At 34.9% G+C, this 25,866-nt stretch carries 21 protein-coding genes, 5 pseudogenes and 2 riboswitches; of the genes and pseudogenes, 20 read left to right on the forward strand and 6 right to left on the reverse strand.

The window, feature by feature from the left end; all coding sequences use genetic code 11:
- The first annotated feature begins 620 nt into the window (after positions 1 to 620).
- The 4 genes and pseudogenes from JFU20_RS26080 (at position 621) to JFU20_RS26095 (ending at position 4,882) form a co-directional block, all read left to right on the forward strand.
- Entirely contained in the window at positions 621 to 1,121 is a 501-nt protein-coding gene (locus JFU20_RS26080; protein WP_002013963.1) for a GNAT family N-acetyltransferase, read from the forward strand.
- A 376-nt stretch (positions 1,122 to 1,497) separates the two neighbouring features.
- Positions 1,498 to 2,223 (forward strand): annotated as a pseudogene (locus JFU20_RS26085) (helix-turn-helix domain-containing protein); the annotation flags it as partial.
- A 199-nt stretch (positions 2,224 to 2,422) separates the two neighbouring features.
- Positions 2,423 to 2,526: riboswitch (purine riboswitch) on the forward strand.
- Positions 2,527 to 2,701: 175 nt separating this feature from the next.
- A complete protein-coding gene (locus tag JFU20_RS26090) occupies positions 2,702 to 3,580 on the forward strand; it encodes a 5'-methylthioadenosine/S-adenosylhomocysteine nucleosidase (RefSeq protein ID WP_201039063.1) in 879 nt (292 codons plus the stop codon).
- Positions 3,581 to 4,054: 474 nt separating this feature from the next.
- The gene (locus tag JFU20_RS26095; RefSeq protein WP_002033283.1) at positions 4,055 to 4,882 is read left to right on the forward strand and encodes an endonuclease I family protein; all 828 of its coding nucleotides are present in this window, start codon (positions 4,055 to 4,057) and stop codon (positions 4,880 to 4,882) included.
- Between the two features lie 142 nt (positions 4,883 to 5,024).
- On the opposite strand, the gene JFU20_RS26100 is transcribed toward JFU20_RS26095, so the two are convergent.
- A complete protein-coding gene (locus tag JFU20_RS26100) occupies positions 5,025 to 6,455 on the reverse strand; it encodes a YfcC family protein (RefSeq protein WP_002013955.1) in 1,431 nt (476 codons plus the stop codon).
- A gap of 201 nt (positions 6,456 to 6,656) precedes the next feature.
- Here JFU20_RS26100 and rraA point away from each other — a divergent pair, with 201 nt between their 5' ends.
- From rraA to JFU20_RS26145, 9 genes and pseudogenes are all read left to right on the forward strand, one after another.
- The gene (gene rraA / locus JFU20_RS26105; protein WP_002013954.1) at positions 6,657 to 7,142 is read left to right on the forward strand and encodes a ribonuclease E activity regulator RraA; all 486 of its coding nucleotides are present in this window, start codon (positions 6,657 to 6,659) and stop codon (positions 7,140 to 7,142) included.
- A gap of 395 nt (positions 7,143 to 7,537) precedes the next feature.
- Positions 7,538 to 9,250, forward strand: coding sequence for a DUF4430 domain-containing protein (locus JFU20_RS26110; protein WP_201039064.1), 1,713 nt, complete (start codon positions 7,538 to 7,540; stop codon positions 9,248 to 9,250).
- Between the two features lie 123 nt (positions 9,251 to 9,373).
- Positions 9,374 to 10,201 (forward strand): DUF4430 domain-containing protein, encoded by an 828-nt coding sequence (locus tag JFU20_RS26115; protein WP_002013950.1) that lies wholly within the window; start codon positions 9,374 to 9,376, stop codon positions 10,199 to 10,201.
- A 23-nt stretch (positions 10,202 to 10,224) separates the two neighbouring features.
- Complete coding sequence (locus JFU20_RS26120) at positions 10,225 to 11,103, forward strand: energy-coupling factor transporter transmembrane component T (protein ID WP_033710053.1); 879 nt, start codon at positions 10,225 to 10,227, stop codon at positions 11,101 to 11,103.
- Positions 11,082 to 12,446: pseudogene (locus tag JFU20_RS26125) on the forward strand (ABC transporter ATP-binding protein); the annotation flags it as partial. The gene JFU20_RS26120 and the pseudogene JFU20_RS26125, both read left to right, overlap by 22 nt.
- 640 nt (positions 12,447 to 13,086) lie before the next feature.
- Positions 13,087 to 14,217, forward strand: a complete 1,131-nt coding sequence (locus JFU20_RS26130) for an RNA-guided endonuclease InsQ/TnpB family protein (protein ID WP_002165381.1) — start codon at positions 13,087 to 13,089, stop codon at positions 14,215 to 14,217.
- Positions 14,218 to 14,358: 141 nt separating this feature from the next.
- Positions 14,359 to 14,652: pseudogene (locus tag JFU20_RS26135) on the forward strand (ABC transporter ATP-binding protein); the annotation flags it as partial.
- The gene (locus JFU20_RS26140; protein WP_002165382.1) at positions 14,625 to 15,326 is read left to right on the forward strand and encodes an ECF transporter S component; all 702 of its coding nucleotides are present in this window, start codon (positions 14,625 to 14,627) and stop codon (positions 15,324 to 15,326) included. The pseudogene JFU20_RS26135 and the gene JFU20_RS26140, both read left to right, overlap by 28 nt.
- A 184-nt stretch (positions 15,327 to 15,510) precedes the next feature.
- Entirely contained in the window at positions 15,511 to 16,233 is a 723-nt protein-coding gene (locus tag JFU20_RS26145) for a YwiC-like family protein (RefSeq protein WP_002013933.1), read from the forward strand.
- Positions 16,234 to 16,264: 31 nt separating this feature from the next.
- Here the strand turns inward: JFU20_RS26145 and JFU20_RS26150 are convergent, their stop codons facing one another.
- Positions 16,265 to 16,456 carry a hypothetical protein gene (locus JFU20_RS26150; RefSeq protein ID WP_002084448.1) on the reverse strand — a complete coding sequence of 64 codons (192 nt, stop codon included), beginning with the start codon at positions 16,454 to 16,456 and terminating at the stop codon, positions 16,265 to 16,267.
- Between the two features lie 121 nt (positions 16,457 to 16,577).
- A riboswitch (SAM riboswitch) is annotated at positions 16,578 to 16,676 on the forward strand.
- A gap of 38 nt (positions 16,677 to 16,714) precedes the next feature.
- Here JFU20_RS26150 and JFU20_RS26155 point away from each other — a divergent pair.
- From JFU20_RS26155 to JFU20_RS26170, 4 genes are all read left to right on the forward strand, one after another.
- Complete coding sequence (locus JFU20_RS26155; protein ID WP_002084449.1) at positions 16,715 to 17,035, forward strand: hypothetical protein; 321 nt, start codon at positions 16,715 to 16,717, stop codon at positions 17,033 to 17,035.
- Between the two features lie 252 nt (positions 17,036 to 17,287).
- Positions 17,288 to 17,677 carry an SWIM zinc finger family protein gene (locus tag JFU20_RS26160; RefSeq protein WP_002165383.1) on the forward strand — a complete coding sequence of 130 codons (390 nt, stop codon included), beginning with the start codon at positions 17,288 to 17,290 and terminating at the stop codon, positions 17,675 to 17,677.
- Between the two features lie 22 nt (positions 17,678 to 17,699).
- A complete protein-coding gene (locus tag JFU20_RS26165) occupies positions 17,700 to 18,275 on the forward strand; it encodes an NAD(P)H-dependent oxidoreductase (RefSeq protein WP_002165384.1) in 576 nt (191 codons plus the stop codon).
- Positions 18,272 to 18,625 carry a hypothetical protein gene (locus JFU20_RS26170; RefSeq protein ID WP_002165385.1) on the forward strand — a complete coding sequence of 118 codons (354 nt, stop codon included), beginning with the start codon at positions 18,272 to 18,274 and terminating at the stop codon, positions 18,623 to 18,625. The genes JFU20_RS26165 and JFU20_RS26170 overlap by 4 nt, the downstream gene beginning before the upstream one ends.
- A gap of 40 nt (positions 18,626 to 18,665) precedes the next feature.
- Here the strand turns inward: JFU20_RS26170 and JFU20_RS26175 are convergent, their stop codons facing one another.
- The 3 genes and pseudogenes from JFU20_RS26175 to JFU20_RS26185 form a co-directional block, all read right to left on the reverse strand.
- Positions 18,666 to 20,012, reverse strand: coding sequence for a short-chain fatty acid transporter (locus tag JFU20_RS26175; protein ID WP_002013939.1), 1,347 nt, complete (start codon positions 20,010 to 20,012; stop codon positions 18,666 to 18,668).
- 159 nt (positions 20,013 to 20,171) lie between these two features.
- The gene (locus JFU20_RS26180; protein WP_002033235.1) at positions 20,172 to 20,519 is read right to left on the reverse strand and encodes a VOC family protein; all 348 of its coding nucleotides are present in this window, start codon (positions 20,517 to 20,519) and stop codon (positions 20,172 to 20,174) included.
- Positions 20,520 to 20,563: 44 nt separating this feature from the next.
- Positions 20,564 to 20,992: pseudogene (locus tag JFU20_RS26185) on the reverse strand (aminoglycoside phosphotransferase family protein); the annotation flags it as partial.
- Between the two features lie 640 nt (positions 20,993 to 21,632).
- On the opposite strand from JFU20_RS26185, the gene JFU20_RS26190 reads away from it, so the two are divergent.
- Positions 21,633 to 23,273 carry a M20/M25/M40 family metallo-hydrolase gene (locus JFU20_RS26190; RefSeq protein ID WP_002013944.1) on the forward strand — a complete coding sequence of 547 codons (1,641 nt, stop codon included), beginning with the start codon at positions 21,633 to 21,635 and terminating at the stop codon, positions 23,271 to 23,273.
- Positions 23,274 to 23,676: 403 nt separating this feature from the next.
- Positions 23,677 to 24,345, forward strand: coding sequence for a protein kinase family protein (locus JFU20_RS26195; RefSeq protein ID WP_002013945.1), 669 nt, complete (start codon positions 23,677 to 23,679; stop codon positions 24,343 to 24,345).
- A gap of 270 nt (positions 24,346 to 24,615) precedes the next feature.
- Here JFU20_RS26195 and JFU20_RS26200 read toward each other — a convergent pair whose 3' ends face one another.
- Positions 24,616 to 25,179: a GNAT family N-acetyltransferase gene (locus tag JFU20_RS26200; protein ID WP_002013946.1), complete on the reverse strand. Its 564-nt coding sequence runs from the start codon at positions 25,177 to 25,179 to the stop codon at positions 24,616 to 24,618.
- Between the two features lie 396 nt (positions 25,180 to 25,575).
- Here JFU20_RS26200 and JFU20_RS26205 point away from each other — a divergent pair.
- Positions 25,576 to 25,863 (forward strand): annotated as a pseudogene (locus JFU20_RS26205) (hypothetical protein); the annotation flags it as partial.
- Between the last annotated feature and the right edge of the window lie 3 nt (positions 25,864 to 25,866).

A 25,866-nucleotide genomic window follows, 5' to 3' on the forward strand; every position in this document is an offset into this window, starting at 1 on the left:
TTATTAAATTTAGATAAAGATTTATAGGATAATTAGTCCATTATGAGGGCGGATTATCCTTTTTTATTTACATAATGAATGAAATAAAAAGAGATTGAATTTTTAGTTTAATCAGTATAATATGGATGTGTAATTTTAATCATTTGTTTGGCTTTAGGAGGAGTACAATGCCTCGTTTCAAGGACTTTAAATAAACAAGCAGAGTTACTTTTAAAGATAGACAAAGGACGGGAAAGTGTTTTAATGAGGGTTCAAGAAATACCCATAAGAAAGCACATATTGGGGGATGCCAGTATTTTGGAAAAACCCCACGCTAAGAGCATGCAAGATTTTATACAGTTTTTTGGCTAATCTAGTAACAAACAAGAGCCCTAAAACCGTGCCAGGATAGGAATGTATAAAAAAATGTATAGATTCATAGAACTAAAAAAGAAGGTTCCCTTGTGAGAGCAGGGTTCTCCTTTTTCCTTGCTACCGATAATGAGACGTTATGTTAACTGATCATGTATACAATATGCATTGTTCCTTCTTCAACTAAAGGGCAGATTAGTTGAAGAAGGAATTTCTCTAAATTTGGAAGAATTAATATTAAAAAATATGTTAAGGAGCTTGTGAATTATATGGAATCCATTAGCAAAAGCGAAGTGAAGCTACGAGATATCACAGAGAAAGATCTACCTATCTTTTTCGAACAACAACTAGATTCAACGGCGAACTATATGGCTGCTTTTACAGCTAAAGACCCCACTGATAAGGACGCATTTTTTGACCATTGGAAAAAAAATATTGCTGACGAGACTATTACAATTAAGACTATATTATTCAATGGCATTGTCACTGGACACGTCTCGAACTTTGAACAGTTCGGCGAACCCGAAGTAAGCTACTGGATTGGGAAGGAATATTGGGGTCATGGTATTGCAACTAAAGCGTTGTCAGAGTTTCTGGAGTATATTAAGGTACGCCCGCTCTATGCTCGTGCCGCTAAAGATAACCTCGCCTCCATTAGGGTATTGGAAAAATGCAGGTTTAAAATCATCTCTGAAGATAAAGGTTTTTCCAACGCAAGAGGCAAGGATGTTGAAGAATTTATTTTGAAGCTCGAACCTTATGATATGTAATTTAATACCGTAATACGATTGGAGCGGTTCTTGACTAAGAAACCTTCTGTTGTTTAACTAACGGGTGGCTTTAATTGAGCAAGAAACTAAGAATTTTTAACTTCCGCTTTCGAAAATTATGTAAATAAGCTGTTCACTGGATTCTCATAGAAAACTGTGGTGAGATGAAATTTTTGATTTTGAAGCACTTCAAAATCTTAGCTAGATGGCTATGTATCGGTACCCCACAATAAAAAGGCAGGAACATATCAAATATGTTCCTGCCTTTTATTTTAGAGAGATGTTTCCTAACAGTTGATTTTGTTAACGAAAGTCGACTTTAAATCTATATTTTGTGTGAAATAAAGTACATATAATAAAAGTATGAGGTGATACAGTGAGAGAAATTCATATTCATAAAATCATTGCGGATAAGAGAAAAGAAAAAGGAATTACACAGGAAGAGTTAGTGGCGTATATCGGTATTACGAAAGCATCTGTTTCCAAATGGGAGACTGGGCAGAGTTATCCGGATATTACATTTTTGCCACTGTTAGCATCGTACTTTAACATAAGTATAGATGAATTAATCTGTTATACACCGCAAATGGAATAGGAAGATATTAAAAATTTATATCATAGACTAGCGGAAGCTTTTAGTGAAGAACCGTTTGATGAAGTAATGATGGAGTGCAGGGAAGTGACAAAAAAATATTATTCTTGTTTTCCATTATTAATTCAAATGGGGCTACTTTTTATTAATCACCACATGTTAACAGAGGATATGGATAGAAGAATTGAAATTTTAGAAGAGGCAATGTATCTCTTTAGCCGAGTGCAGGGAGAAAGTGAAGATGTTTCTCTTGTGAAAGAGGCGGCATCTTTTCAAGCAACTTGCTATCTTATACTCAATAGACCAAATGAGGTGTTTCAATTACTTGGCGAAACGATACGACCTAATTTTCGAGAGGAAGATTTAATCGCACAAGCGTATCAAATGCTTGGAAATACTGAGAAGGCGAATGAAATGATGCAAATTAGTATGTACCAACATTTAATACAACTCGTTGCGACAATACCGAATTATGTAGTAGTAAATGCCTCAAACGCTGAAAAGGTAGAGTAATTGTCTGTAAAAGATCGGTTGTTGTAGGTTAATCTAGTTTAGTATATGGGTTATGAGTTTTTTAGCGTCGTTATCCATTTAGGAATGATAAATCCTAACTATTTAAGTTGTAAAAACGAACATTTTTATTATTTTTATTAAAAGTGTTCACTTTTAGATTGTGTATACACTAAAAGTTTGTTATATTACCAATATAATAATTTTAAATAACATCACTCGTATATACTCGGTAATATGGTCCGAGCGTTTCTACCTAGTTCCCAATGAAAGAACTGGACTACGGGTTAAAGTATTCGGTCGCTTTCTGTATTGAGCCGCTACCGTTCTATAATTTAGCATTGGCCTCATCTTTTGCTTAATTAACTTTGACTACCGTAGTTCTAGAAAGTAGAGATTTTTCTACAATTTCTAGAGCTTTTTTCTTTGGACCAAAACATCGAGTATAGAAAACAACAAGAGAAAGAGGAGATTATTTATGAAGAAGAATACGTTGAAAAAATGTGCTGCCCTAGTAACTACTGTTGCATTGTCATTCTCAATACTTGCTGGATGTAATGCGGGTCCAAAACAAGTTGAGGCAAAAAATAATCAAAAACCAATCTTAATTCAAGGGCCAATGCCGATAGAAGCTGAAAAGTTTGCAAAAAGGTTAAAAAATGTGAAAGAAGAAAAGTCTGGGAGTTTCGTATTTTATAAAGGAACTGTAGACAATTATCCTGTAATCGTTGCGAAAACAGGTAAAGGAATGGAAAATACAGCAGCCGCTACAGCAGTGGCTATTGAAAAATATAAGCCTATAGCGATTATTAACCAAGGAACATCAGGTGGACATGATCCTAATTTAAATGTATTTGATATTGTGTTAGGAAAACAAGTCGCGAATATAGGTTCACTAAAAACAACAAATATGAATGAGAACCAAGGAATTGAACCGGAAAAATGGATATCTATGGACCTGATGGCTTCTGAAGGGAGTGCAGGAGAAGATCCAAATGCTGAGAAAATCCGATACTACGAGGGAGATAAGGATTTACTTGCAGCAGCTAATGCAGTAAAAGACAAGTATACAAAAGGTAAAGTGGTGGAAGGTACTATAGGTTCAGCAGACGTTTGGAATAATGAAGTTGATAGAATTAAGTGGTTCCATACAAAATACGGTACATCTGTAGAAGAAATGGAAGGCGCTGCCGCAGCACAAATCGCAAAAGCTTATGACGTACCATTTTTAGGGATTCGAGTATTATCTAACAATAAAACAAACGGCGGAAAATACAACCCAAACACAGCAGCGGCAAATCAAGAATATGTATATGAAGTAGCTAAAAAGTATATAGATTCGATACCAAATAAATAGTAGTAGTTCTGTCTCAATATAAAAATGTTATCATTACTGCACAATGTGTTGTGAACTCAGAATTACCAAAGTTTCTTTAATTAAAATAGATTGGTGCCTTACATGGTATCCAATCTATTTTTGTACTTATTCTACAGAGGAAGAAGGGTTTTACACAAAAAATAAAGACAGTTATAGAAAAAAGAAAAGTCGAACGATTTATCAAATATGCATAATTGCATAAAAAAATTGAAATTTATAAGTTAACATTAAACTACTTTTTAATTGTAAAGAATATTTTAATAATCTTTACTAGAGAAGGATATTCCTTGTGAAAAGTAGATAAACAAAAAGTGTGGAAATAATACAGACTCAATAGAGTTTTGTATTAAATAAAAAGAAAAGGATGGGTATGGCTTTCTAAAAGTTTTTGGGGGCTAGAAAGCATTTTTTAGTTAATAGCTTCAAATTATATTTTAAAGGGGAAATGGGTATATGAAGTTTAGAAATACAAGGCTTGCTATGGTTACACTATCTTCATTTTTTATTTTAGGTACTGCATCTCTATCATTCACAGATATCATACACGGTGAAGTAGCTTCTGCATCACCACAAGAGATTATTGTAAAAAGCTATGACGATACATATTATAATAATGCAATAGGAAAAATGGGTTTAGAATTAAAGAAGGAACTTCATAATATTATTGATGATCATACAAAGTTATCATACAGTGCGGTTTGGGAAGCACTAAGAGATACTGATGAAGATCCAAATAATAAAAACAATGTGCTACTCTTATATACTGGGCGTTCGCAAGGGAAACTTACGAATGGTTCAGGAGTTGATAATTGGAACCGAGAGCATGTTTGGGCAAAATCTCACGGTGATTTTGGAACGACTGCAGGAGCTGGAACAGATTTGCATCATTTAAGAGCGACGGATGTATCTGTAAATAGCTCACGTGGAAATCTGGATTTTGATAATGGTGGTGTGAATCATTCAGAAGCGACAGAATGTAAGTACGATAGTGATTCTTGGGAACCTCGTGATAGTGTAAAAGGAGATATCGCTAGAATGCTATTTTACATGGCTGTTCGTTATGAAGGAGACAACGGCGAAATAGACTTAGAATTAAATGAAAAGGTGAATAACAATAAAGATCCATACATGGGTAAACTATCCGTTTTACTAAAATGGAATGAACAAGACCCTGTCGATGATTTAGAGCGAAAGCGTAATGAAGTGATTTTTACGAAATATCAACATAATCGTAATCCTTTTATTGATCATCCAGAATGGGTAAATAAAATTTGGAATTAAAATATTTAAAGGTATTTTGCTTTGAGAGAAGGGATTGATCACTATGATCAATCCCTGTTTATATCTATACTAGAATAAGTGATTTTTATAGGATTGGAGAATAGAATAGATATTTTATTAAGTTAAGTATAATATGATTCTTTTAATACGGTCCCCACTCAATATTCACGCCAACAATAAGAAAAATAAGTCCAATGATAAACCAAATGAATGCAAGTGGAGCCATGAAGCGAATCCATTTTCCATAAGAAATGCCGCTCGCTGCGAGAACGCCCATTAAAACACCGGAAGTTGGATTGAGGCAGTTCACTACACCTTCTCCAAGCATAACAGCCTGTACTGTAACTTGGCGTGTAATATGCATGAAATCGGCTAATGGAGCTAATATCGGAATGAAAATAACAGATTCTCCTGTCCCGGATGAAATGAGGAAATGTAATGCGGCACTACTTACATACATGCCGAGAACGCCAAATACAGGGCTATGTCCTTCGAGAGACTGTGCGAGTTGATTAACGATTGTATCAAGTAATTTGCCTTGTTCTAAAATGACTGAAATACAACGAGCCATTCCGACGATCAAAGCACCGTATATGAGATTTTGGCAGCCTGCTAGAAAAGTAGAAGCGATATCGTTTGCTTTCATACCACCTATTATTCCCGCTGTAATTGCTATGAATATAAAAGTAGCGGTCATTTCTGCGTCCGTCCAATGTAGACGAAAAGCGCCTATTAAAAATGCAATTAATGATAAAGCTGAAACGAGTAAAATTAATTTATGACGTATTGTCCAAGGAACTTCTGTTTTCTCTGTTTCTTTCTCACTTGAAAGAGCATTACTTGGAAACCAGTTATCTCCGAGTATGCTTCCTTTATTCGATTTTTTTAAGCGTTTTACATACCAATTAATATACAAAATGGTAGCAATTAAAAAAGAGATATAAATTGCCGTACGTAAACCAATTCCTGAAAACATCGGGAGTTCTGCGATTTTTTGTGAAATGCCTAAAGGTGAGGGAGATAAAATAGTAGCATTAAAACCAGCATAAGTGCCTAAATAAATAATTGCTACGCCGACGATAGCGTCCCATTTTAATGTGCGTGCAACGATGATGCCGATGGGGATAAAGCCGATAACTGAGTTCACGATAATACCAGTCGTTCCGAGAATAGAAAAGAGTGCGGCGACAATACAAATGAAAAGTAATTGCTGATTCCGAAATTTGTTAATTACATGATAGATTAAACCGTCAAGAGCACCTGTTTTTTCAAGAATTGCAATGGCTCCACCTGTAAATAAAATTAAGAAGATGATAGGAGCAGCAAGTGTCATTCCTTTTTCAATAGCGGTAAAAAAAGAAACAAACCCTACCGGCGATTGTGGAACAGAATGATAACTTCCTGGTATTGTCGTTGTAACAGTACCGTTTGTGACTCTTTTAAATTCTCCAGCAGGAACGAAATATGTAGCTATTGCACAAAGTAAAGCAATAAAAAATAGTAGTACGTACGCGTCAGGCATTTTAAACTTTCGTTTACTAGGCTGTTTTTTTGCCTCGGTCTGTAATTGCATAAAACCCCTCCTTTTTCACTTGGTTAATTTTTAATATTCTGAAATTTATCTGTGGAATAGATTATAATAAAGGTGGCTTCTTAAGGCAATAGTTTTTCTGTCCTTTTCTTACACATACAAATTGTTGCAACATTAGACAGGGAAACGAAAAAAATCCAAGAATATGTTATATAGAAAGAATAAGGAAAAGAGGGGAAAAAGATGTGGAAAACTACGGATCTATGTGATGAATTTGAAAAGGAATTACAAATATGTCGCCAGTCTTTTCGGTCTTTCGGGAAGAAAAAACAATTCTATGGGAAAATCGCAACGGTAAAAGTGAAGGATGATAATGTACTAGTAAAAGAGGGGTTACAAACACTGCCGGAAGGTACAGTATTAGTTGTTGATGGCGGAGCTTCTAAAAATTGTGCGTTACTCGGTGATAATTTGGCAGCTATTGCGGAAGAAAGAAACTTAGCAGGAATTATTGTAAATGGGTATGTTCGTGATTCTAGTGAATTAAAAAATATTAATATTGGTATTGTAGCGTTAGGGACAATGCCAAATAGAAGTGTAAAAGAAGGAAAAGGAGAAAGAAATATTCCGGTGCAATTTGGTGAAGTTGAATGGAAACCGAATGAATATGTTTATGTAGATGAAGATGGAATTATTGTTAGTGATAAAAGCTTACATAGTGAGGGATGACTTCTAATAATGGAAGGCTATTAAGCTATTATTCTTAGAAAATAAATCCGATAAAGCATGGACAAAATTCTTTGTCAATAGTAAAATAATACAGAAAATCAAAATTTGTAGAATGTATAGGTTTATCGTATTTACGATAAAGTGAAATTTTAATCAGTGGGGATTTTGTTCATCCCACTGATTATTAGCCTTCACCAATCGGGCATTTACGGGCAGTTGATCCCTACCTAACTTCTTTGCTTTCGTTGAATTTGAGGTGGGGGTCTTACTGCTCGTTAATGCGGGTAGGAGGTGTTGTACATTTTTGTTCGACACTTACAAAAAGAGAGTGTCAACCGCATACCCTTAAAGGGTCTTTTTTTGTGTGAATGTTAGTAAAGGGAGGGGATTTTGGGATGGCAATGTTAAAGAAATGGCTGCTTACATCATTAATGGCAGTGGCACTTGTATTTGTTTCTTTTGCGAATACAGTACATATTACGTTTGCTGAAGGAAAGACAGCGAAACTTGCAATTATTGGTGAATCACAAAAAGGAATTATGTTATGTCCGAAAGAAGTTTCCATTGAAGATGGAGAAACAGCTTTTAGTTTGCTACAAAAAGTTATGGGTGACAAAGTAACATCTGAAAGTATGTCATTTGGAACGTATATAAAGGGCATCGATGGATTAATGGCCGGAGCAACGAGCGGTTGGTTGTATGATGTAAATGATAAATCTGCAGAAGTTGGGGCGGATAGTTATAAATTAGAGTCTGGGGATGTTGTTGCATTTCGTTACGTTGCAGACTGGAGTAATATGAGTCAACAAACGTTGCAACAAACGTTAGATAAATTTGGCACTTGTAAAACTGTAGAAGAGCCAAAACCAGAGGAACCGAAAACAGAAAAGCCAGATGGTAAACCAGAGGAACCGAAAACAGAAAAGCCAGATGGTAAACCAGAAGATAAAGTAACAGAACAACCAAAGCAAGAGAAAGTCGAAATTCCAGCAGCACAATTAAACGAAGCGATTTCTAAAACGTCAGAAAAGATGTTACAAGATGGAATTGGTAGTGATTGGGTTGCGATTGGACTTGCTCGTTCAGGTGTAAATGTTCCGCTTGAAACGAAAATAAACTATGTTCAGCCAGTAGCTGAAAAGGTTAAGAAGCGTTTAAATCGTTTTTCAGCAACAGATTTAGCTAGAACGATTATTATGATGAATGCAATGAATGTAGATCCTACAAAGGTAGAGGGACAAAATTTAGTACAAAATTTATTTGAATCAGATAAAGTGAATTCCGTTACAGGATACGCATTTACATTACTTGCATTAGATACAAAGAAATATGAGATTCCGGCCGAAGCAAAATGGAATCGAGCTGCTTTAGTACAAGCACTTTTACAAGCGCAGCATACAGACGGTGGCTGGACATATGATAGTTCAAGTAGTAAAGAAAGTGCTAGTAACGTTGATGTAACAAGTATGGTATTAGCAGCATTAGCTCCTTATCAAGATCAAGCAGATGTAAAGCCAGCTATTCAAAAAGCTGTTGATTATTTATACAAGCAGCAGCTAGGTAATGGTGGTTTTGCCGCTGATGGACAAGAGAATTCTAATAGTACTGCACAAGCAATTATTGGACTATCGCTAGTTAAAGATGTAGATCACGATCGTCTTAATAAAGCAGTACAAAATTTAATGTCATACCAGCTTCCAAATGGTGAGTTTAAATGGTTACCAAGTGATCAAAAAGGTAGCGGAATGGCTACAGAGCAAGCATTTTTAGCTTTACTTCAGTTTAAAGATCTTGGAAAATCGATTTATGATTGGTCAAATGTAGTAGAGAATGAAATTGATACGAAACCAATTGTAGAGCCAGAGACAACTGTAGAAGAAAAAGAAGTTGTAGAACAGCCGAAACAACAAGAAGAGTTACAAGAACAACCAAAAGATGAAAATCTAAAAGTTGTTGTAGATAACGAACGAGTTAATAAAGAAACAAACAAGAATAAGAATCAATTACCACAAACAGGAGCATCTTCTCATAGTGCAGCTACACAAGTAGGTATGGGTGTATTATGTATCGCTTCTGCATATGTATTATGGAGACGTAAAGCAGCTTAACAAAAATTAGGAGCAATCATTTGCTCCTAATTTTATTATAAAAGTGAGGGCTAATAATGAGTGGGGATGAACAAAATCTCCACTCATTAAAGTTTCACTTTAATATGAAAGGTGAGGGACAGCATGAGTAAGATGAAATGGTTCATTTCTTTAGTTCTTTCATTGGGATTATTAGCCGGATGTGAAGAAACGGCTGTAAAACCTGAGAAGAAGGCAGAACCGAAGCAAGAAGAGCAAAAAGAAGTAGCGAAACAGGAAGAACAAAAAGATGTACCGAAACCGGAAGAGAAGCAAGCTGAACCGGAACAAAAACCACAAGAAGAGCAGAAAGATAAACAAGAACAAAAAGTAGAAGAGAAACCGAAAGAAGAAAAAGCGCAGGAACAACCTGAAGTAAAGAAAGAAGAGAAACCAAAGGAACAGCCTGCTGCAAATAAACAACCAGAGCAACAAAAAGTACAAGAAGAGAAACCCCAGCAACAGAAAGCGCCAGAAGTAAAAGAAGAGGCGAAGGTTGTTAATCAGCCGAAAGAAACACCGAAACAGGAGCAAAAGGAAGATCCGAATAAAGAGGAGAAAACGATACCGACTCCGGTAGTACCAACTCCTGAACCACCAAAACCAGATCCAGTACTAGTACCGAAACCGCAATCGAAACAAGTTACTATCTCCGTAAAAGGTCATGAAGGATACTTATTAGGTGCGAAAAAGGTTGATGTACAAGAAGGTGACACAGTTTACAGTGTGCTAACGGGCACAGGACTAGAGGTTGATGCAATGGGCTCTAAAGGTGATATTTATGTAAAAGGTATTAATGATTTATACGAGAAAGATATTACTACTACTAGTGGCTGGAAATATCGTGTGAACGGTGCTTTTCCAAACTATAGTGCTGGTGTAGTTAAAGTAAAACCAGGCGATACAATTGAGTGGGTGTTTGTATTAAAATAGGAAAGGATCTTCGGTAAAGGACTATGAAAATAAGCTTTTCTTCTTTACATCCTTTTGTTAATTTTTTCTATTATATTGGGGTGATGATACTATGTATGATGTGTCTTCATCCTCTTTTTTTAATTGGAGCGATTATACTAATAGTAATCTTAAATATAGTACAAGGAAATGGCGAGAAAATAAGAAACATGCTGCCAAGTACTATCGTATTCTTTCTAATGGTAATTTTATTTAATTCTTTATTAACGCATAGAGGGGCGACTACGTTATTTTGGTTAGGAGATAGCCGGATTAAGCTTGAGGCAGTTATGTTTGGGCTTGTTATGGGGTTATTATTAGTTGCGATTATGTTTACGTTTGCTTCTTATAACGATATTATTTCGAGTCATAAATTTTTATATTTATTTTCGAGAATTTCACCGAAAGTAGCATTGTTAACGATGATTACAGTGAGGTTTGTTCCTTTGTTTATTAGGCGGTTAAAGAAAATTACACTCGTCCAAAAAACGAAAGGTGTGCAATTAGATTCAGGTTCACTCATTGAGCGTATAAAAAATGGAATGAAATTACTGCAAGTGTTATTAGTTTGTTCGTTAGAAGATGCACTTCAAACGGCAGATTCTATGCAAGCTCGTGGGTTTGGTGTAACGAAGCGTACGACATATATTCGATATAGAATGGAAAGACGTGATTTGTATACGCTAAGTTATTTAGTTTTTCTATTAATAACTTCATTTATATTTAGTTATTATGGCGGTGGGAAATTGATTATCTATCCGAAAGTGGAATCAATACTGTTCCAGCAATACGATGGAATGATGTTTTTCCTATTTATGATGTTTATTAGTTTACCGATTATGATGGAAGGAAGGGAATCGATATGGTGGCGCATGCAGAAATAAAGAATTTATCATTTATATATGCTGATGAAAATGAAGAAGCGTTACAGCATATTTCTCTTTCTGTTCAAAAAGGAGAATTTATAGTACTTGCTGGCGGTTCAGGTTCTGGGAAGACAACTTTATTAAAACATTTTAAAAAGGAATTACTGCCAATTGGCACGCGTTCAGGAGAGATATTTTATGATGACGTTTTATTAGAGGGAGTACCTGATTTATTATCTGCACAAGACATTGGTATGGTATTTCAAAACCCAGAAAATCAGCTCGTAATGGATACAGTGATTCAAGAATTAGCATTTTCTTTAGAAAATATCGGGTTACCATCACATATTATTCAAAAAAGAATAGCGGAACTTATTAGCTTTTTAGGATTTCAAGATTTGTTACATCAATCTGTTCATACTTTATCTGGTGGTCAAAAACAACTAGTAAATTTAGCAGCAGTATTAGTCATGCAGCCGAAGTTATTATTACTGGATGAACCGACAGCGCAGCTAGATCCGATTGCTGCAAAAGAGTTTTTAGGGTTATTAAAACGTATTAATGAAGAACTTGGAATTACGATCGTTTTAAGTGAACATCGTCTGGATGAAGTGATACCACTTGCAACACGCGTTATTTGTATGAATAACGGCCGAATCGTTTATGATGGTAGTCCTAAAACGGTTATAGCTAACATGTGGGAAGTTGAAAAGTTCCGTCCATTTATCCCGCAAATTCCAAGATTGTTTTTAGAGTGGAATGTAGAAGATATTCCGTTTACAGTGCGAGAAGCGCAAATGAAAATGAATGATTTTTCAGCGATATCATATAGGGATGGGCAAGTAGAACAGTGTGAAAAACAAGAAGTGATCTTAAGTGCAGAACATATATCTTTTCAATATGAGAAAAATAGTCCCCTTATTTTACGAGATTTAACAGTGAACATCGAAAAAGGAAAATGGACAGCTCTAGTTGGGAAAAACGGAACCGGGAAGTCTACACTGTTAACGATTTTAGCAGGATTACAAAAAGCTAGAAGAGGGAAAGTAAAGTGGAGTGGAAAAGTGATACATAAAATTGATTCGAAAGAACGATTTAAAAGTATAGGATATGTATCGCAACACCCATACTATCATTTTACATTTGATACAGTGTGGGAAGAAGTGTATGAACGTGCAAGTGAATTATACGGAGAACAAGGAAAAGAAATAGCAGAAAATATGCTAAAACAGTTTTGGTTATATTCGCTTAAAGAACGTCATCCGCATGATTGTAGCGGCGGGGAACAACAATTACTCGCATTATGTACAACGTTATTATCAAAGCCGACTTTATTATTGCTTGATGAACCGACAAAGGGTAACTAACTGTTACGATTTATTTAACCAATTATAACCAAAGTTAATTAAATATATCAGTAAGCCCTGCTAGTCAAGTGATTGGCTAGTAGTGAGGGTTAACTGCGGGCAATCCCTAAAGCTGATTGAACTACAACGTGGCTAGAAATAGCGAGCGTGAATGTTGCGAAAGCAGAAAAAATCAATCAGATCGTGCAAGGTTAAATCCTAAACACTAGAACAATGGGTCTTCCGCCTCGAATCATCTAAGTCAAAATGGATAAGATGAACGTTCAACGACTATCTCGTATAACTGACGAGAGTACACCACAAGCCTATGGTGGTGGAAAAATCCTCTATCCCTAAAGAGATAAACATATAGTCTGCGCTCATGTGAAAACATGAGAAGTTCATAAGAGAACTGGCTAAGGAATTGCGCCCTTAGTTGAACAAGATAAATTTTATTGAATCTATCAAACTTCATTGAAAATATAGAACGTATGTGCTATGTTTGGTTCAATGAGGTGAGAATAATAATGAAATTTTCACGAGTTAGTCAAGTATCAGAATTAACAGGTTTGCATCCGAGTAATCTAAGGAGAATGCTGGTGGAACACGCTACTATTCAGAAGAACAAATCTTTCATTAAAGGAGTTAAATTCTGATGATATTGGCGAAGAAAGTCAGACTAATTCCAATGCCTGAACAAGAAAAAGTGCTTAGAAACCATGCTGGTGCTGCAAGATTTGCTTATAACTATTGTAAAAGAATGAGTGATAGATACTATAAGCTATTTGGAAAATCTGTTTCACAGTTAGCTTTACAGAAACGATTTACAAAGATCAAGAAGCGAAAGAGATATGAGTGGTTAAAAGACATTAATGCACAAGTGCCCAAACAGGCTTCAAAAGATTTTGATACGGCGAGAAAACATTCGTTCAAAAAGTACAAAAATGGTTATCACACTTCTTATAAATCCAAAAAAGATTTAATCCAAGGATTTTATGCCAATTATGAAAGACTGATTATAGGAAAGAAAGTAGTTGATATTCAGTCCATTGGAGAAGTGAAAACAAGCCAACAACTACCAAGAAACAAAAAACCATCAAATCCAAGAGTTACCTTTGATGGTCGTCACTGGTGGATTAGTGTAGGATTCCAAGAAGACTTTGAATTACAAGCACTAACCAATGAGTCGATTGGTGTGGATGTTGGTTTAAAAGAGCTGTTTGTAGCTTCTAATGGTATGAAAGAACGAAATATAAACAAAGATGCCAAGGTTAAAAAACTTTTGAAAAGGAAAAAGTCAGCACAAAGAGATATGTCTAGGAGATTTAAAAAAGGTGTAAAAATTCAATCTGCCGGATATGAAAAAGCGAAAACTGAGCACCTGCGGTTATCTAGGAAAATTACGAATATCCGAAATAACCATATCCATCAAGCAACAGCTAAATTGGTGAAAACCAAACCAATGAGAATTGTTGTGGAAGACTTACCTATCTCAAACCTGTTAAAAAACAAAAAACTATCGAAAGCATTTTCCTTTCAAAAATTAAACTTCTTCTTTCAATGTTTGTCATACAAGTGCGAGAAGTATGGCATTGCATATGTAAAAGCTGATAAATGGTTCGCCTCAAGCAAGATTTGTTTATGTTGCGGAGTAAAATACGACCATTCAGTTCAACCAGAAGGACAGTGGAGTTTAAAAATACGTGAGTGGTGTTGTGTTAGGTGCAATAGCCATCACGATAGGGATGTAAATGCTGCGATAAATTTATCAAGATGGGTAAAATAAATGCTTGATAATAGGAGGTAACGATACTGCCTCGTGTGGAGTGTTATACCCCTCGTCCCTTCGGGGTTGCGAGAACACGATGAAGCACTAACTCGTGTAAATTTGATTGAATTGTATAGATTTAGTTAAGTTTATCGTATCGGACTAGATCCATGGAAAAAGGAAAGAGTAGGAGAGCTATTTAAGCAGTTGCAAAAAGAAGGTACAACAATTGTAATGGCAACGCATGATATTGAGTTTGCAGCGAAATACGTTGATCAGTGCATGATGTTATTTGACGGGAAAGTCATTATGAATGATGCACCGAAAGAGTTCTTTAGTGGTAACTTCTTTTATACAACATCTATTAATCGATTCATCCGTAGAGGGTTGCCATTTGCATTAACGTGGGAGGATGTGTACGAAGCGTGTCCAAACGATATGTTGCATTTATAATATTTATTTTTGCCGTTGTAATATGTACACTACTCTTTACGACTTTTATTATGGACGGGTATTACATGGTAAGTAGTTTGTTTTTATTAGCTGTCATTATGTTACCTTTCTATATTCGTTTTGAAAGGAAGGCGTTTGTTTCACGTGAAATTGTTATCGTTGCTGTGTTAGCGGCGATTGCAGCGGTTAGCCGGGTACCATTTTCTATTTTACCAAGTGTACAACCGACTTCTTTTGTCATTATCGTTTCTGCAATTGTTTTTGGGAGTGAAACTGGCTTTATGATTGGGGCAACGGCTGCCATTGTATCTAATATTTTTTTAGGACAAGGTCCGTGGACGCCGTGGCAAATGTTCTCTTGGGGCATGATCGGGTTTATAGCTGGACTATTACGTAATACATTTTTAATGAAAAAACTGTGGGGAAGACTGTTGTACGGATTTGCCGTTGGATTTCTATTTGGCTGGATTATGAATTTTTGGGGTCTTCTTGGTTTTATACAGGAAGCAACGTGGGAAACAGTTATTGCTTACTATGTCGCAAGTTTTTCTTTCGATCTTAGTCATGCGATATCGAATGTTATTTTCCTTCTGTTATTTAGTACGTCATGGATTACGATCCTCACAAGATTTAAAAAGAAATACGGTATATTAGATGAGCATAACGTGACATAGAAAAGCATACTCATATAAGGTAGGGTCGCGACTTACATATTCGTTTGCCTCTTTCATGCTTCTTACATATTGTAAGAAGCATTTTTTATTGTCAAAAAATAGATTCAATATATATCCGTTATTATATGAAATTATTTGTATAATAGTAGGTGAGAATTATTTTCAAGAGGGAGGTGTATAGTTAATGAAGTTAGTTATTCCGAAGCAACATGGAGCATGGGCGATGCTTGTCATACCATTTCTATTAAGTGTATTACTTGGTAAACCTACTTTTTATCATATCCCACTGTTTTTAGCCTGGTTCTTTATCTATCTAGCCACTTATCCATTTCTCATGTACATAAGGCAAAGACGAAAAAAAGAATTTCTACACGCTGCAATTGTTTATTTTATCATTGCATTTATATTTGGGATGATTTCTTTATTATATGAATGGCGAATTCTTTTATTCGCAGTATTAATGATTCCATTGTTTATTGTAAATATGTATTACGCTCGTCAAAAAAATGAACGAGCATTACTAAATGATGTTTGTGCGATTATAGTGTTTTGTATAGGCGGCTTAATCAGTTATTATTTCTCCGTGAAATTCATAGATAAAACAGCATTATTCATTGCGCTTATTTCATTTCTATATTTTTTAGGAAGTACGTTTTATGTGAAAACGATGATTCGTGAAAAAAACAATCCGAAGTATCGTTTTATATCTTGGGGATACCATATTGTATTAACGGTAATTGTATTTGCTATAAATCCATGGTGTTCACTCATATTTGTACCAAGTGTAATTCGGGCCATTATGTTGTATGGCAAAAAGATTTCTATATTAAAAGTAGGGATTTTAGAAATCGTTAATTCTGTATATTTTTTAATAATAACGGTAATAATGATGAAGTATGCCATTTGAAAAAAACTTCCCATCTTTTGATGGGAAGTTTTCATTCTTGTTCTAAAATGTGAACGGTGTAATCGCAACGTTGAAGAGCTTGCTCTACAGCGTAAAGGGATTGTTCAATACGTGCGCGATTAAAATCTTCTTCAACAGTCTGTAATGCATCTTCTAAACAATGTTTCGCTTCTTGTAAGGAATGAAAAGAATCTTGTACGTATCCACGAGCATTCTTTTTCAAAGTAGTAGCCTCCTTTTGTACATCTTTTTGTAGTATGAACAATAAATAAGAAAATATAATTTTTTATATTTATTTGACAATTATAATAAAATTACGTATAGTTAAATTTAAAGTGAATATTTTCTTATCCAGAGAGGTGGAGGGACTGGCCCGATGAAACCCAGCAACCGCGATGCAGGTGCTAATTCCAGCAGAACATATTTGTTCTGGGAGATAAGACGAAGATATACGTAACTTCTTCTTATCGGAGAGGTTTTTTTGTTGCAAAAAAACCGATTACGAAAATTTATATTAAGAAGAAAGGGGTTGCGAAGTACTGTGACACTCGAAAAATACGTAAAACTGCGTAGTACAGTTTATGAATATATGATAGAGCAAGATAAGCCAATATCATTGTTAGATATTCAAGAACATATCGTTTCGCATCATGAAGGAAAATTCACTAAAAAAATGTTACATCAATTTTATTTATCAAGACTATTAGATGAACTCAAACTGGATGGGAAAATTACTTTAGCTGATGATGAATATCGCTATGCTGAAAAAGGGGTATTTTATAAGGCGGGAAAAGGGAGCTGAGCTCTCTTTTTTTTGAAGTATGTAGCGTAAAAGACTGCTAAAGCAGCCTGATACAAGGGAATGGTGTTGAGTGTGTAGTGTCAAAGATTGAATGTGCCTGAAAGAGGCACTTCATATCGGCTGCAAATGAAAAGAGACACCTTCGCCGAATAGGTGTCAGTCGTTTGTCACGTAGACTCGCTACTTGACAGTTATTAGAATAACATGCAGGATTTTGGAAGTCAAAAGGGAATTAAAGGAAGAGGTGTTGTTATGTACGCATATTTATTAAAAGAACTACATAGGTATATTCCGAAATATATTGTTGATAGAGGTTATGAATATTATGAAGAGGGACATGTAGAAGATGTTGAAGTACATGATAATAAAGTATTTGCTTTTGTGACTGGTAATGCAGGAAATTATGAAGTGGTTATTGATCTTGAAGATTTTGCAGAAAGTAGTTGCGAGTGTCCGTACGAAAATTATTGTAAACATATGGCGGCAGTTGTGTATGAAATTCAAGGTGCTGGTGAGAGTACGGTTAAAGAGAAACTGAACGGTTTAGAAAAAGAAGAGTTACTAACAGTATTAAATCGTTTGTTACAAAGTTCGAAAAATGTGCAAATCGTAGAGAAGATGTTAAAGAAGGGGAAACTTTAACTAAAGAGGGAGTTGTTTTGTAGTGAACGTACTAATTATATACGCTCATCCTAATCCTTCAAGCTTTAATGGGGCAATTTTAGAGCATGTGCAAAAAGGACTTGAGGAAACAAATCATTCTGTTACGCTACTTGATTTATATAAAGAACAATTTGATCCAGTGCTTGTATTTAATGGAGAGAAGAAAAGACGTGATTTACTAAATGAAGAAGAGACGAAGCGATATAGAGAATTAGTGCAGAAAGCGGATATTCTTCTTTTCATATATCCGATATGGTGGTGGAGCATGCCTGCTATTTTAAAAGGATTTATCGATCGTATTTTTATAGCTGGATTTGCTTATAAATATGAGGGGTCATTACCGAAAGGCTTATTTAAAGGAAAGAAAGCATGGGTTATTAATACGTTAGACTCACCGTTATGGTACGTGGCCCTATTATATCGATCAGCGGATTGGATTATGATGAAAAGAGGGGTTTTACGTTTTTGTGGTATTCGCGATATAAAACGTTCTGCTTTTCAATCTGTGAAAACGAGTAAAGTAGAGAAGCGTGAAAAATGGCTGTTACAAATAGAAGAAGCGGCTCGTACATTATGAATGAAATCGATCGTATTATAAAGTGTTGCAATTGTGATGACGAACTTTTGCGTACGTATATTAATTGTTTAGTCCAATTGAAGAAATACAGCGAAACGTTTCAACAAATTCAAATACAATTAAGAAATGATTATTTAATAAGAGGGATTTGTGAAAGAGAAGTTGATGAGGTAATAAAGGGAAGTAAAGAATATGAAACGTATGTTCTTCCTAAAGTATTGCAGTGGAATTTCCTTAAGAACAATCCTCATATGATTGAAAAAGTATGTGAAGATTTGTTTACATATGAAGCATTAAATCATGCAGAGGTAGAGTGGAGGAAGGTAATAAGCTGTATAGATAACGAATGATTTATTATATAAAAAAGCTAGTATAAAACTAGCTTTTCGTTTAAATAAATAAGAAACATAGACTAATGATAAATCCTGCATATAGTAAGTTAACAACACAAAATCCCATAATATCACGCGCGCTTAAACCAGCTATCGCTAATGCCGGTAATGCCCAGAAAGGTTGAATTAAATTTGTCCAAGCATCGCCCCATGCAATTGCCATCGCTGTTTTCGCGGCAGGTACACCAAGTTCAGCGCCAGCTGGAATCATAATTGGTGCTTGCACTGCCCATTGACCGCCTCCAGATGGAACGAAAATATTTACAATGCCAGCACTTAAAAATGTAAAGAGCGGGAATGTGGTTTCATTTGAAATACTAATAAAGAAAGTAGAAATAGCTCCTCCAAGCGAAAGACCTTCACTATTTACTCCAATCATCATCCCCATAATTCCAGCATAGAACGGAAATTGAAGTAAAATACCTGAAGCACTTTTAGTTGAGTCAGAGAAAGCGCGAATATATTGAATCGGAGTACGGTGGAAAATAAGACCGGCAATTAATAACATAAAAATAACGATATCAAGTGTAAGGTTAAAGCCTTTCGTACTAAAATAGTTAAAAATATAAATAAGACCTAATAATCCGATGCAAAGTGTAATAATCATACTATTTTCCATTTTTTCAGCGAACGTATTGTTCCCTACTTCTTGAGCGGCAGCTTCTTCATGGAATACGCTAGGATCTACAGTTATCGTATGTTTTTCATCTGGATGCATGGCCCGGTTAATGAGAGGCATCGTAACGAGAAAAATAATAACTGGCACGAGTGCGTATGGTGAGAATAACGTTTCTGTTATTGGAATCGCTTCTTTAATACTTCCAGCTGTCGTTTTAATTAACGTTTCGCCGCCAGTTGCTAACGTAAGAGGGATAGAAGCAGAAAGGCCTGCATGCCAAATGAGAAATCCAGAGTAGGAAGAAGCAATTGCTAACCTATAATCTAATCCTTCTAACTGTCTGGCCACTTCTTTTGCATATAAAACCGATACAACAATACCAAATCCCCAGTTTACGTATGCTCCTAGTAAACTTACGATTGAAATAGCAATAATACCTTGTCCATTTGTTTTCGGTAATTTCGCTGCTCTCGTTAATCCTTTTTTAATAAGAGGAGCGTTTGCTAATGCAGATCCTGTCACGAGTACAAGAGCCATTTGCATAGAAAAGGCGAGAAGTCCCCAAATGCCATTGCCCCAATGCGTAATCATTTCGACCGGTGTTTGGTGCGTTGCAAACATGCCGAAGAAGATAACGAAAACAGTTAATAAACATGATAAAATAAACGGTTCTGGTAAGAAACGCTGCACAAGGGCAACACATCCATTTGTAAATGAACGAAACAAAATAGATCAACCTCCTTATGTATGTTTATTACAATGTTCGAGGTTGTTTGGGGGATAACCTTTAATTTACGGAAAATTCAGACATTCAAGATGATTGTAATTTATTTACCTTATTGAACTAAAGCATCTGTTAGCATAATAGCAAATGATTAAAATCCACTATTTCTCCCAAAGCTCAATCAATCGCCCTTCAGGATCTTTAATCCAAATAAACTTTCCAAATTCACTAATCTCTTCTTTCTTTTCAAGAGGTACGCCAATTTGTTCAAGATGCTGAATAGTCTCGTTTAGATTATGTACTTGGAAATTTAACATCACTTGTTGTTCTGTAGGAAAATAACTATCATTCTCGGCAAAGAAAGAAAAGATAGTCTCAGTTCCTAATTCGGGTTTAATCACAGTCCCGTTCCAATTTTCTATTTCAATCTTCAACACTTCACTGTACCATTTTTTTATAACATCAAGATTTTTAGTTCTCCAAAATATTCCTCCGAAACCTTTTATCATCGTATTTAACTCCTATCTATCTTTAAATTTTTAATGACATAAGTTCAACCTTCAATAAAACGCAGTGCACAACGGGAATGGTGATCGGTAAGATCTTTTGCAAATTGTTGATTCGGAAATCCTCTGTGAAGCAATCTCAACCCGCCTGAAGTTAAGGATATATGATGATGGAATCGATAGAATAACATCCTGTTGGGGTCGAGAGTATCATTCTTTAAATATCGATAATAATCCCCAAATCGGAACTGCAAAAAACTGTGCTCATGCTCAATATCAAAGAACTCGGCTCCTTCGATATCAATCAAATAAGGTTCTAGTTTGTCATTAATTAATACATGATCAGGGCCGAGTTCCCCATGTATAAATCCATAACGACTTCTTGGTTCAATTTTTGATTCAAGCTCGTACAATGTATCGAGTAGATTGCTATGACTAGCCCTGATGCTGTCAATCAAACTATATAAACAATCTAACCAAAAGTATAGATTGTTTATTTATAATTGTTATGATGTTAAATTGGGTCTGGAAAAATAGTCATATAAAACCCCGTTGGAGCTTCAATGTTTTTTTGATGAAATCATTCTTACTTCTCAAATACCTCGCCACACAAAAACTTAAAATGTATTACAATGAATCTATACGATTTTTAATCCTTCTTCTTTTCACTAACTTTACCATTATTTTTAATTGAGTATTACTGCCCCGTTAGTTTAAGTAAAAAACCTTCACAATCTCAATGATCTATTCAAACTTGAATAATCTAATTGCCTGGAAACGTTCCTCAACAATCTTGCCCTTTAGTGAAGTAACTTTATTGCTACTCAGCAGTTTCTTAATCCGTCTTTCAGTTCAGATTTTCTTTTCACTATAAAAACCTCTCTTTAGATAAACAGATCTAAAGGGACAAAACATCGCGTCTTTTAAATAAACACCGTGACTTTATTTAAAAGCGATATTAAACATATTCTTCAAATCTTGGAAGCATATGTTTGCCGCAAATGAAAAGAACCATAAGCTTACCAAACGGCAAAATTATAATTTTGATAGCTGTCGTCATTTTTTATTCATATATTGGAAATGAATTTCATAATGCGGAAAAATAGGGGGATTTATATGTCAAAGTGGCAATCTAAAGAACAATTGGTTCAATTATTAAGCAATCTTGTTGAAATTCCTAGTATTACAGGTTCAGAAGCTGAAGTTATATTGCCAGACTTTGTTGTAGAACAATTATCTGACTTACAGTATTTCAAACAAAATCCGCATCATTTACAAAAAAATCCGACGGGGGATGGACGATATTTTGTTACAGCCCTAGTAAAGAAAAGTGATAGTACGAAAAATACTGTAATTCTTGTTAGTCACTTTGATGTTGTAGATGTACAGGATTATGGAGTGTGGAAAGAAGATGCATTTAACCCTAAAAAATTAACATCTATGTTTTATTCTCATAAAGATGAGTTACCAGATCATGTACGTGAAGATATAGAACAAGGAGATTGGCTCTTTGGTAGAGGAACAATGGATATGAAATGTGGTCTAACTTTACAAATGGCGATGGTTGAGCAAGCTTGTGAAGGAAGATTTGATGGGAATGTTCTTTTATTGGCTGTTCCAGATGAAGAAGTGAACTCTGTAGGGATGAGAGCTGCTGTTCCAAGATTATTAGACTTAGCAAAAGAACATGACTTAGAGTATAAAACGGTCCTAAATTCAGAGCCTATGTTTTCAAGACATCCTGGTGACCAAAATAAGTACATTTATACTGGTTCTATTGGTAAGGTGTTACCTGGTTTCCTTTGCTATGGAAAAGAGACACATGTAGGCGAACCTTTTGCAGGATTAAATGGGAGTTATATGGCTGCATTATTAACAGCTGAATTAGAGTTGAATACGGACCTTTGTGATATTGTAGATGGTGAAGCGAGTCCTCCACCAACTAACTTGCTTCAAAGAGACTTAAAGGAGGATTATTCTGTGCAAATTCCTCATCGTGCTGTCACGTTATTTAATTTGTTTTTACTAGAAAAAACGATGACAGATGTAGTTTCATTGTTACGCCAAAAAGTAACGAAAGTAGCAGAGAAAATCGAAGAATCGTATGAGGAGCGAGCGTATCATTTTTCTAAGTATAATCCGTTCATACCGCCGAATCTTAAAGTAAATGTATTAACGTATGAAGAGCTTATCACTTATGCAATTGAACAACATGGAAGAGAAAAAATAGATGAAATTCAATCCGATATTATAAAAAATAGAGAAGATAAAGATGATCGTGCAGTAACTATTGATTTAGTAGACAAATTATCTATCTTATGTAAAGAAAAGGCTCCAATGATTGTACTTTTCTTTGCGCCGCCATACTATCCAGCTGTGAGTTCACGCAACAATCCTTTAATTAAAGAGGTAGTTGTAGAAATGGAAAAGTATGCCCACTATAATCATAGCATTACATTTGAAAACCAAAATTATTTTGGAGGAATTTCAGATTTAAGCTATGTTGGCTTACAAAACCCATTGGATTCAATGAGTTCTCTTGTCGACAATATGCCATTATGGGATAAAGGTTATTCGATTCCACTAGAGGAATTAGAAGAGTTTGACGTTCCAGTATTAAATATGGGACCAGTAGGAAAAGATGCACATCAATGGACGGAGCGTCTGGACGTAAATTACGCATTTGAAACGTTATTAGATATGTTACCTATATGTATTGAAAAACTACTTGTTTCTAATAAAGTTACACAGTCATAGTGTTTGCATAAGAGCGAGAAAAGGACCGTAGTGATACGGTCTTTTTTTCGTAATGAATAGTTTGAAACCTTAGATTTATGAAATTGTGATGTAAGAATTCTCCTTAAAATAGATTCGCAATAAACTATTTAGAGAGAGTAGATATGGCTTGTACACTTTTTGTAACGGTATTTGCTGAGTTTTTGTATAATATAATTATATGAAGTTAACATAACTTATTGTATCAATAATATATATTTGCGTAGAATATCCATTTTAAGGTTTTGAAGTACCCCCCTAAATGAAAAATTTATTTCGCTACAGTTAGTTACTTAGTGAAGTCTGCTCATTTTTTTCGTATTAGGGAAGAATGTACTTTTTAACTTGATGGGTATGGGGTAGTACCCCTTGTAGCAAAACCGGAGTGGGAATGATGAATATAAATAGTTTTGTGAGATTGATAAAGGACGAATTATTAAAAGAGGTAAGCATAAGAAGTGAGGATGAATTCGAGCCTATAGTAGTTAAAGATATTCCTAGACTTTGGAAGTGTTTAGGGACAGGTAATTATGCCGCAGTATTTATGCACAAAGAATACAAAGATTGGGTAGTGAAAGTTTACGCGCGAGAAGGAGAAGGAATTGAAAAAGAGTCAGAAGTATACCGAAGAATCGGAAATCATCCTTCTTATTCGAATCTTATATATAAAGGAGAAAATTTCATAGTATTGAAACGTTTAAAAGAAATTACCTTATACGATGCTATCCATAAGGGGATTAAAATTCCTAAGCAGGTAATCCTTGATATCAATGAAGCTATAGAGTATGCAAGGGAGCAAGGATTAACTCCTTGTGATGTTCACGGAAAAAATGTGATGATGGAAAATGGAAGGGGATATGTAGTCGATGTATCTGATTTCTTAAAAACAAAAGAAGATAGTAAGTGGAGAGACTTAGAAAAGGCATATTTTACATTTTACTTGCCTTTCATTTATAAATTGCCTTTCCCTGTTAAAATACCGTATTTCATGTTAAACATTGTTCGACGTTCATATAGAAAATATAAGAAGCTTACAAAGAAATTCAAATTGTAAAAGGACCACATACTTATCTTTAGGTTAGATAAGTGAACCACTAATAAACAAAAGGACCGTACATTTTAGATATGTCTAATATGTACGGTCCTAATTTTATAACTTCATGAAGTAATTTATTTATAAAATGATTGTAACAATAGAATATACCATTTCAGTACATTTCATTTTAAATATATTGATGTACTATAGTTCTAAACAAATCACAATAATGGATTAGAAGGGGAATAAACTATGTACACAGACTCAATTGAGTATTAAAATTTCAATCTAATGTACCTTTGCATAGATGCAGGTATCAGTTAGTTCTTTACCGTCAGCTGAAAGATCTTCATTACGTAATATCCCTTCAAGCTCAAAACCTAGTTTTTCAGGGATCGCACGACTTTTAGTGTTATTAGATTCACAGCGTATTTCAATCCTTCTAAATTTGAGTAACTGAAATCCAAGGTTTGTTAACTCACTTACTACCTCTGTCATATATCCATTGCCACTAAATTGCGTATTAATCCAGTATCCAATTTCACATTTAGAAATTTTCCAATTAATTCCGTGAAGGCTAGCAGTTCCAATAAAATCATTAGTATCCTTATGATAGATAAGATAGCGAAAGCTTTCTCTTTTCAAAAAATCTATATGGGCATTTCTCAGGAGAATTTCCGTTTCTTCAACAGTAGGAATTGACTGAAATAAAAGCAACCATTGTTTTAACTCATTAATTGAATCCTTAATAGCTTGGTGTACGACATTCCCGTCACCAGCTTGAAGTGGTGCTCGAAGAATCAGTCTGTCTGTTTCTATTTGTAACGGAACATCTAATAAAATAGAATTCATATCATTTCTCCTCTCGAAAACTTTAAATTATGACAGAATGAAACTTATATAATAAAAAAACTTTCACCCAAAAGAAATAATTCTTGAGGACGAGAGTTGCAATTTCGTGGTACGTTATTATGATAAATAAATTAAAAAATACCCTATCTCACTAATAGGAGATCCTGTCACAGCATTACTATAAGTTATTACAGAACCGTGCGAAGCTCTTAGTCTTTCTTCATTAAGAACTTGATAGCAATACAGTAAAGTTTATCTCCCATAATGGAGCCTCTCAAAAATTAGTAAACAATAAATATATATTCAATTAATCACTTAGAAATCCCTTTTCACATATTGAAAACTAAACTGCCAGTTGGTACAAAAAAATGGCTACCGAAGCAGCCTTAGGTTATTCAACTAATGATTGTAGAAGGAATGAGTGTCGCATTTATTAATCCCAATTTATTTGATTTAAAAATTTACTTCTATGCAGATGGTGAAACAGAATTAATGAGAAGGTCTAGCCGCGATATTGCTGAAAGGAGAGCCGATATCAATTATTTAAGGCGGTCTCATGCAGAACGTCGGATTCAGTACGAAGTGTTTATGCATCCATACAGTCAATGTTTTGATATTATTATCAAAAATTCCGATGAAGCAATATGTCTAGAAAAAAATACATTTGAGTTTTATAGAGTTTAAATG

The sequence above is a fragment of the Bacillus sp. TH30 genome (assembly GCF_016650875.1).
Classification (GTDB): domain Bacteria; phylum Bacillota; class Bacilli; order Bacillales; family Bacillaceae_G; genus Bacillus_A; species Bacillus_A mycoides.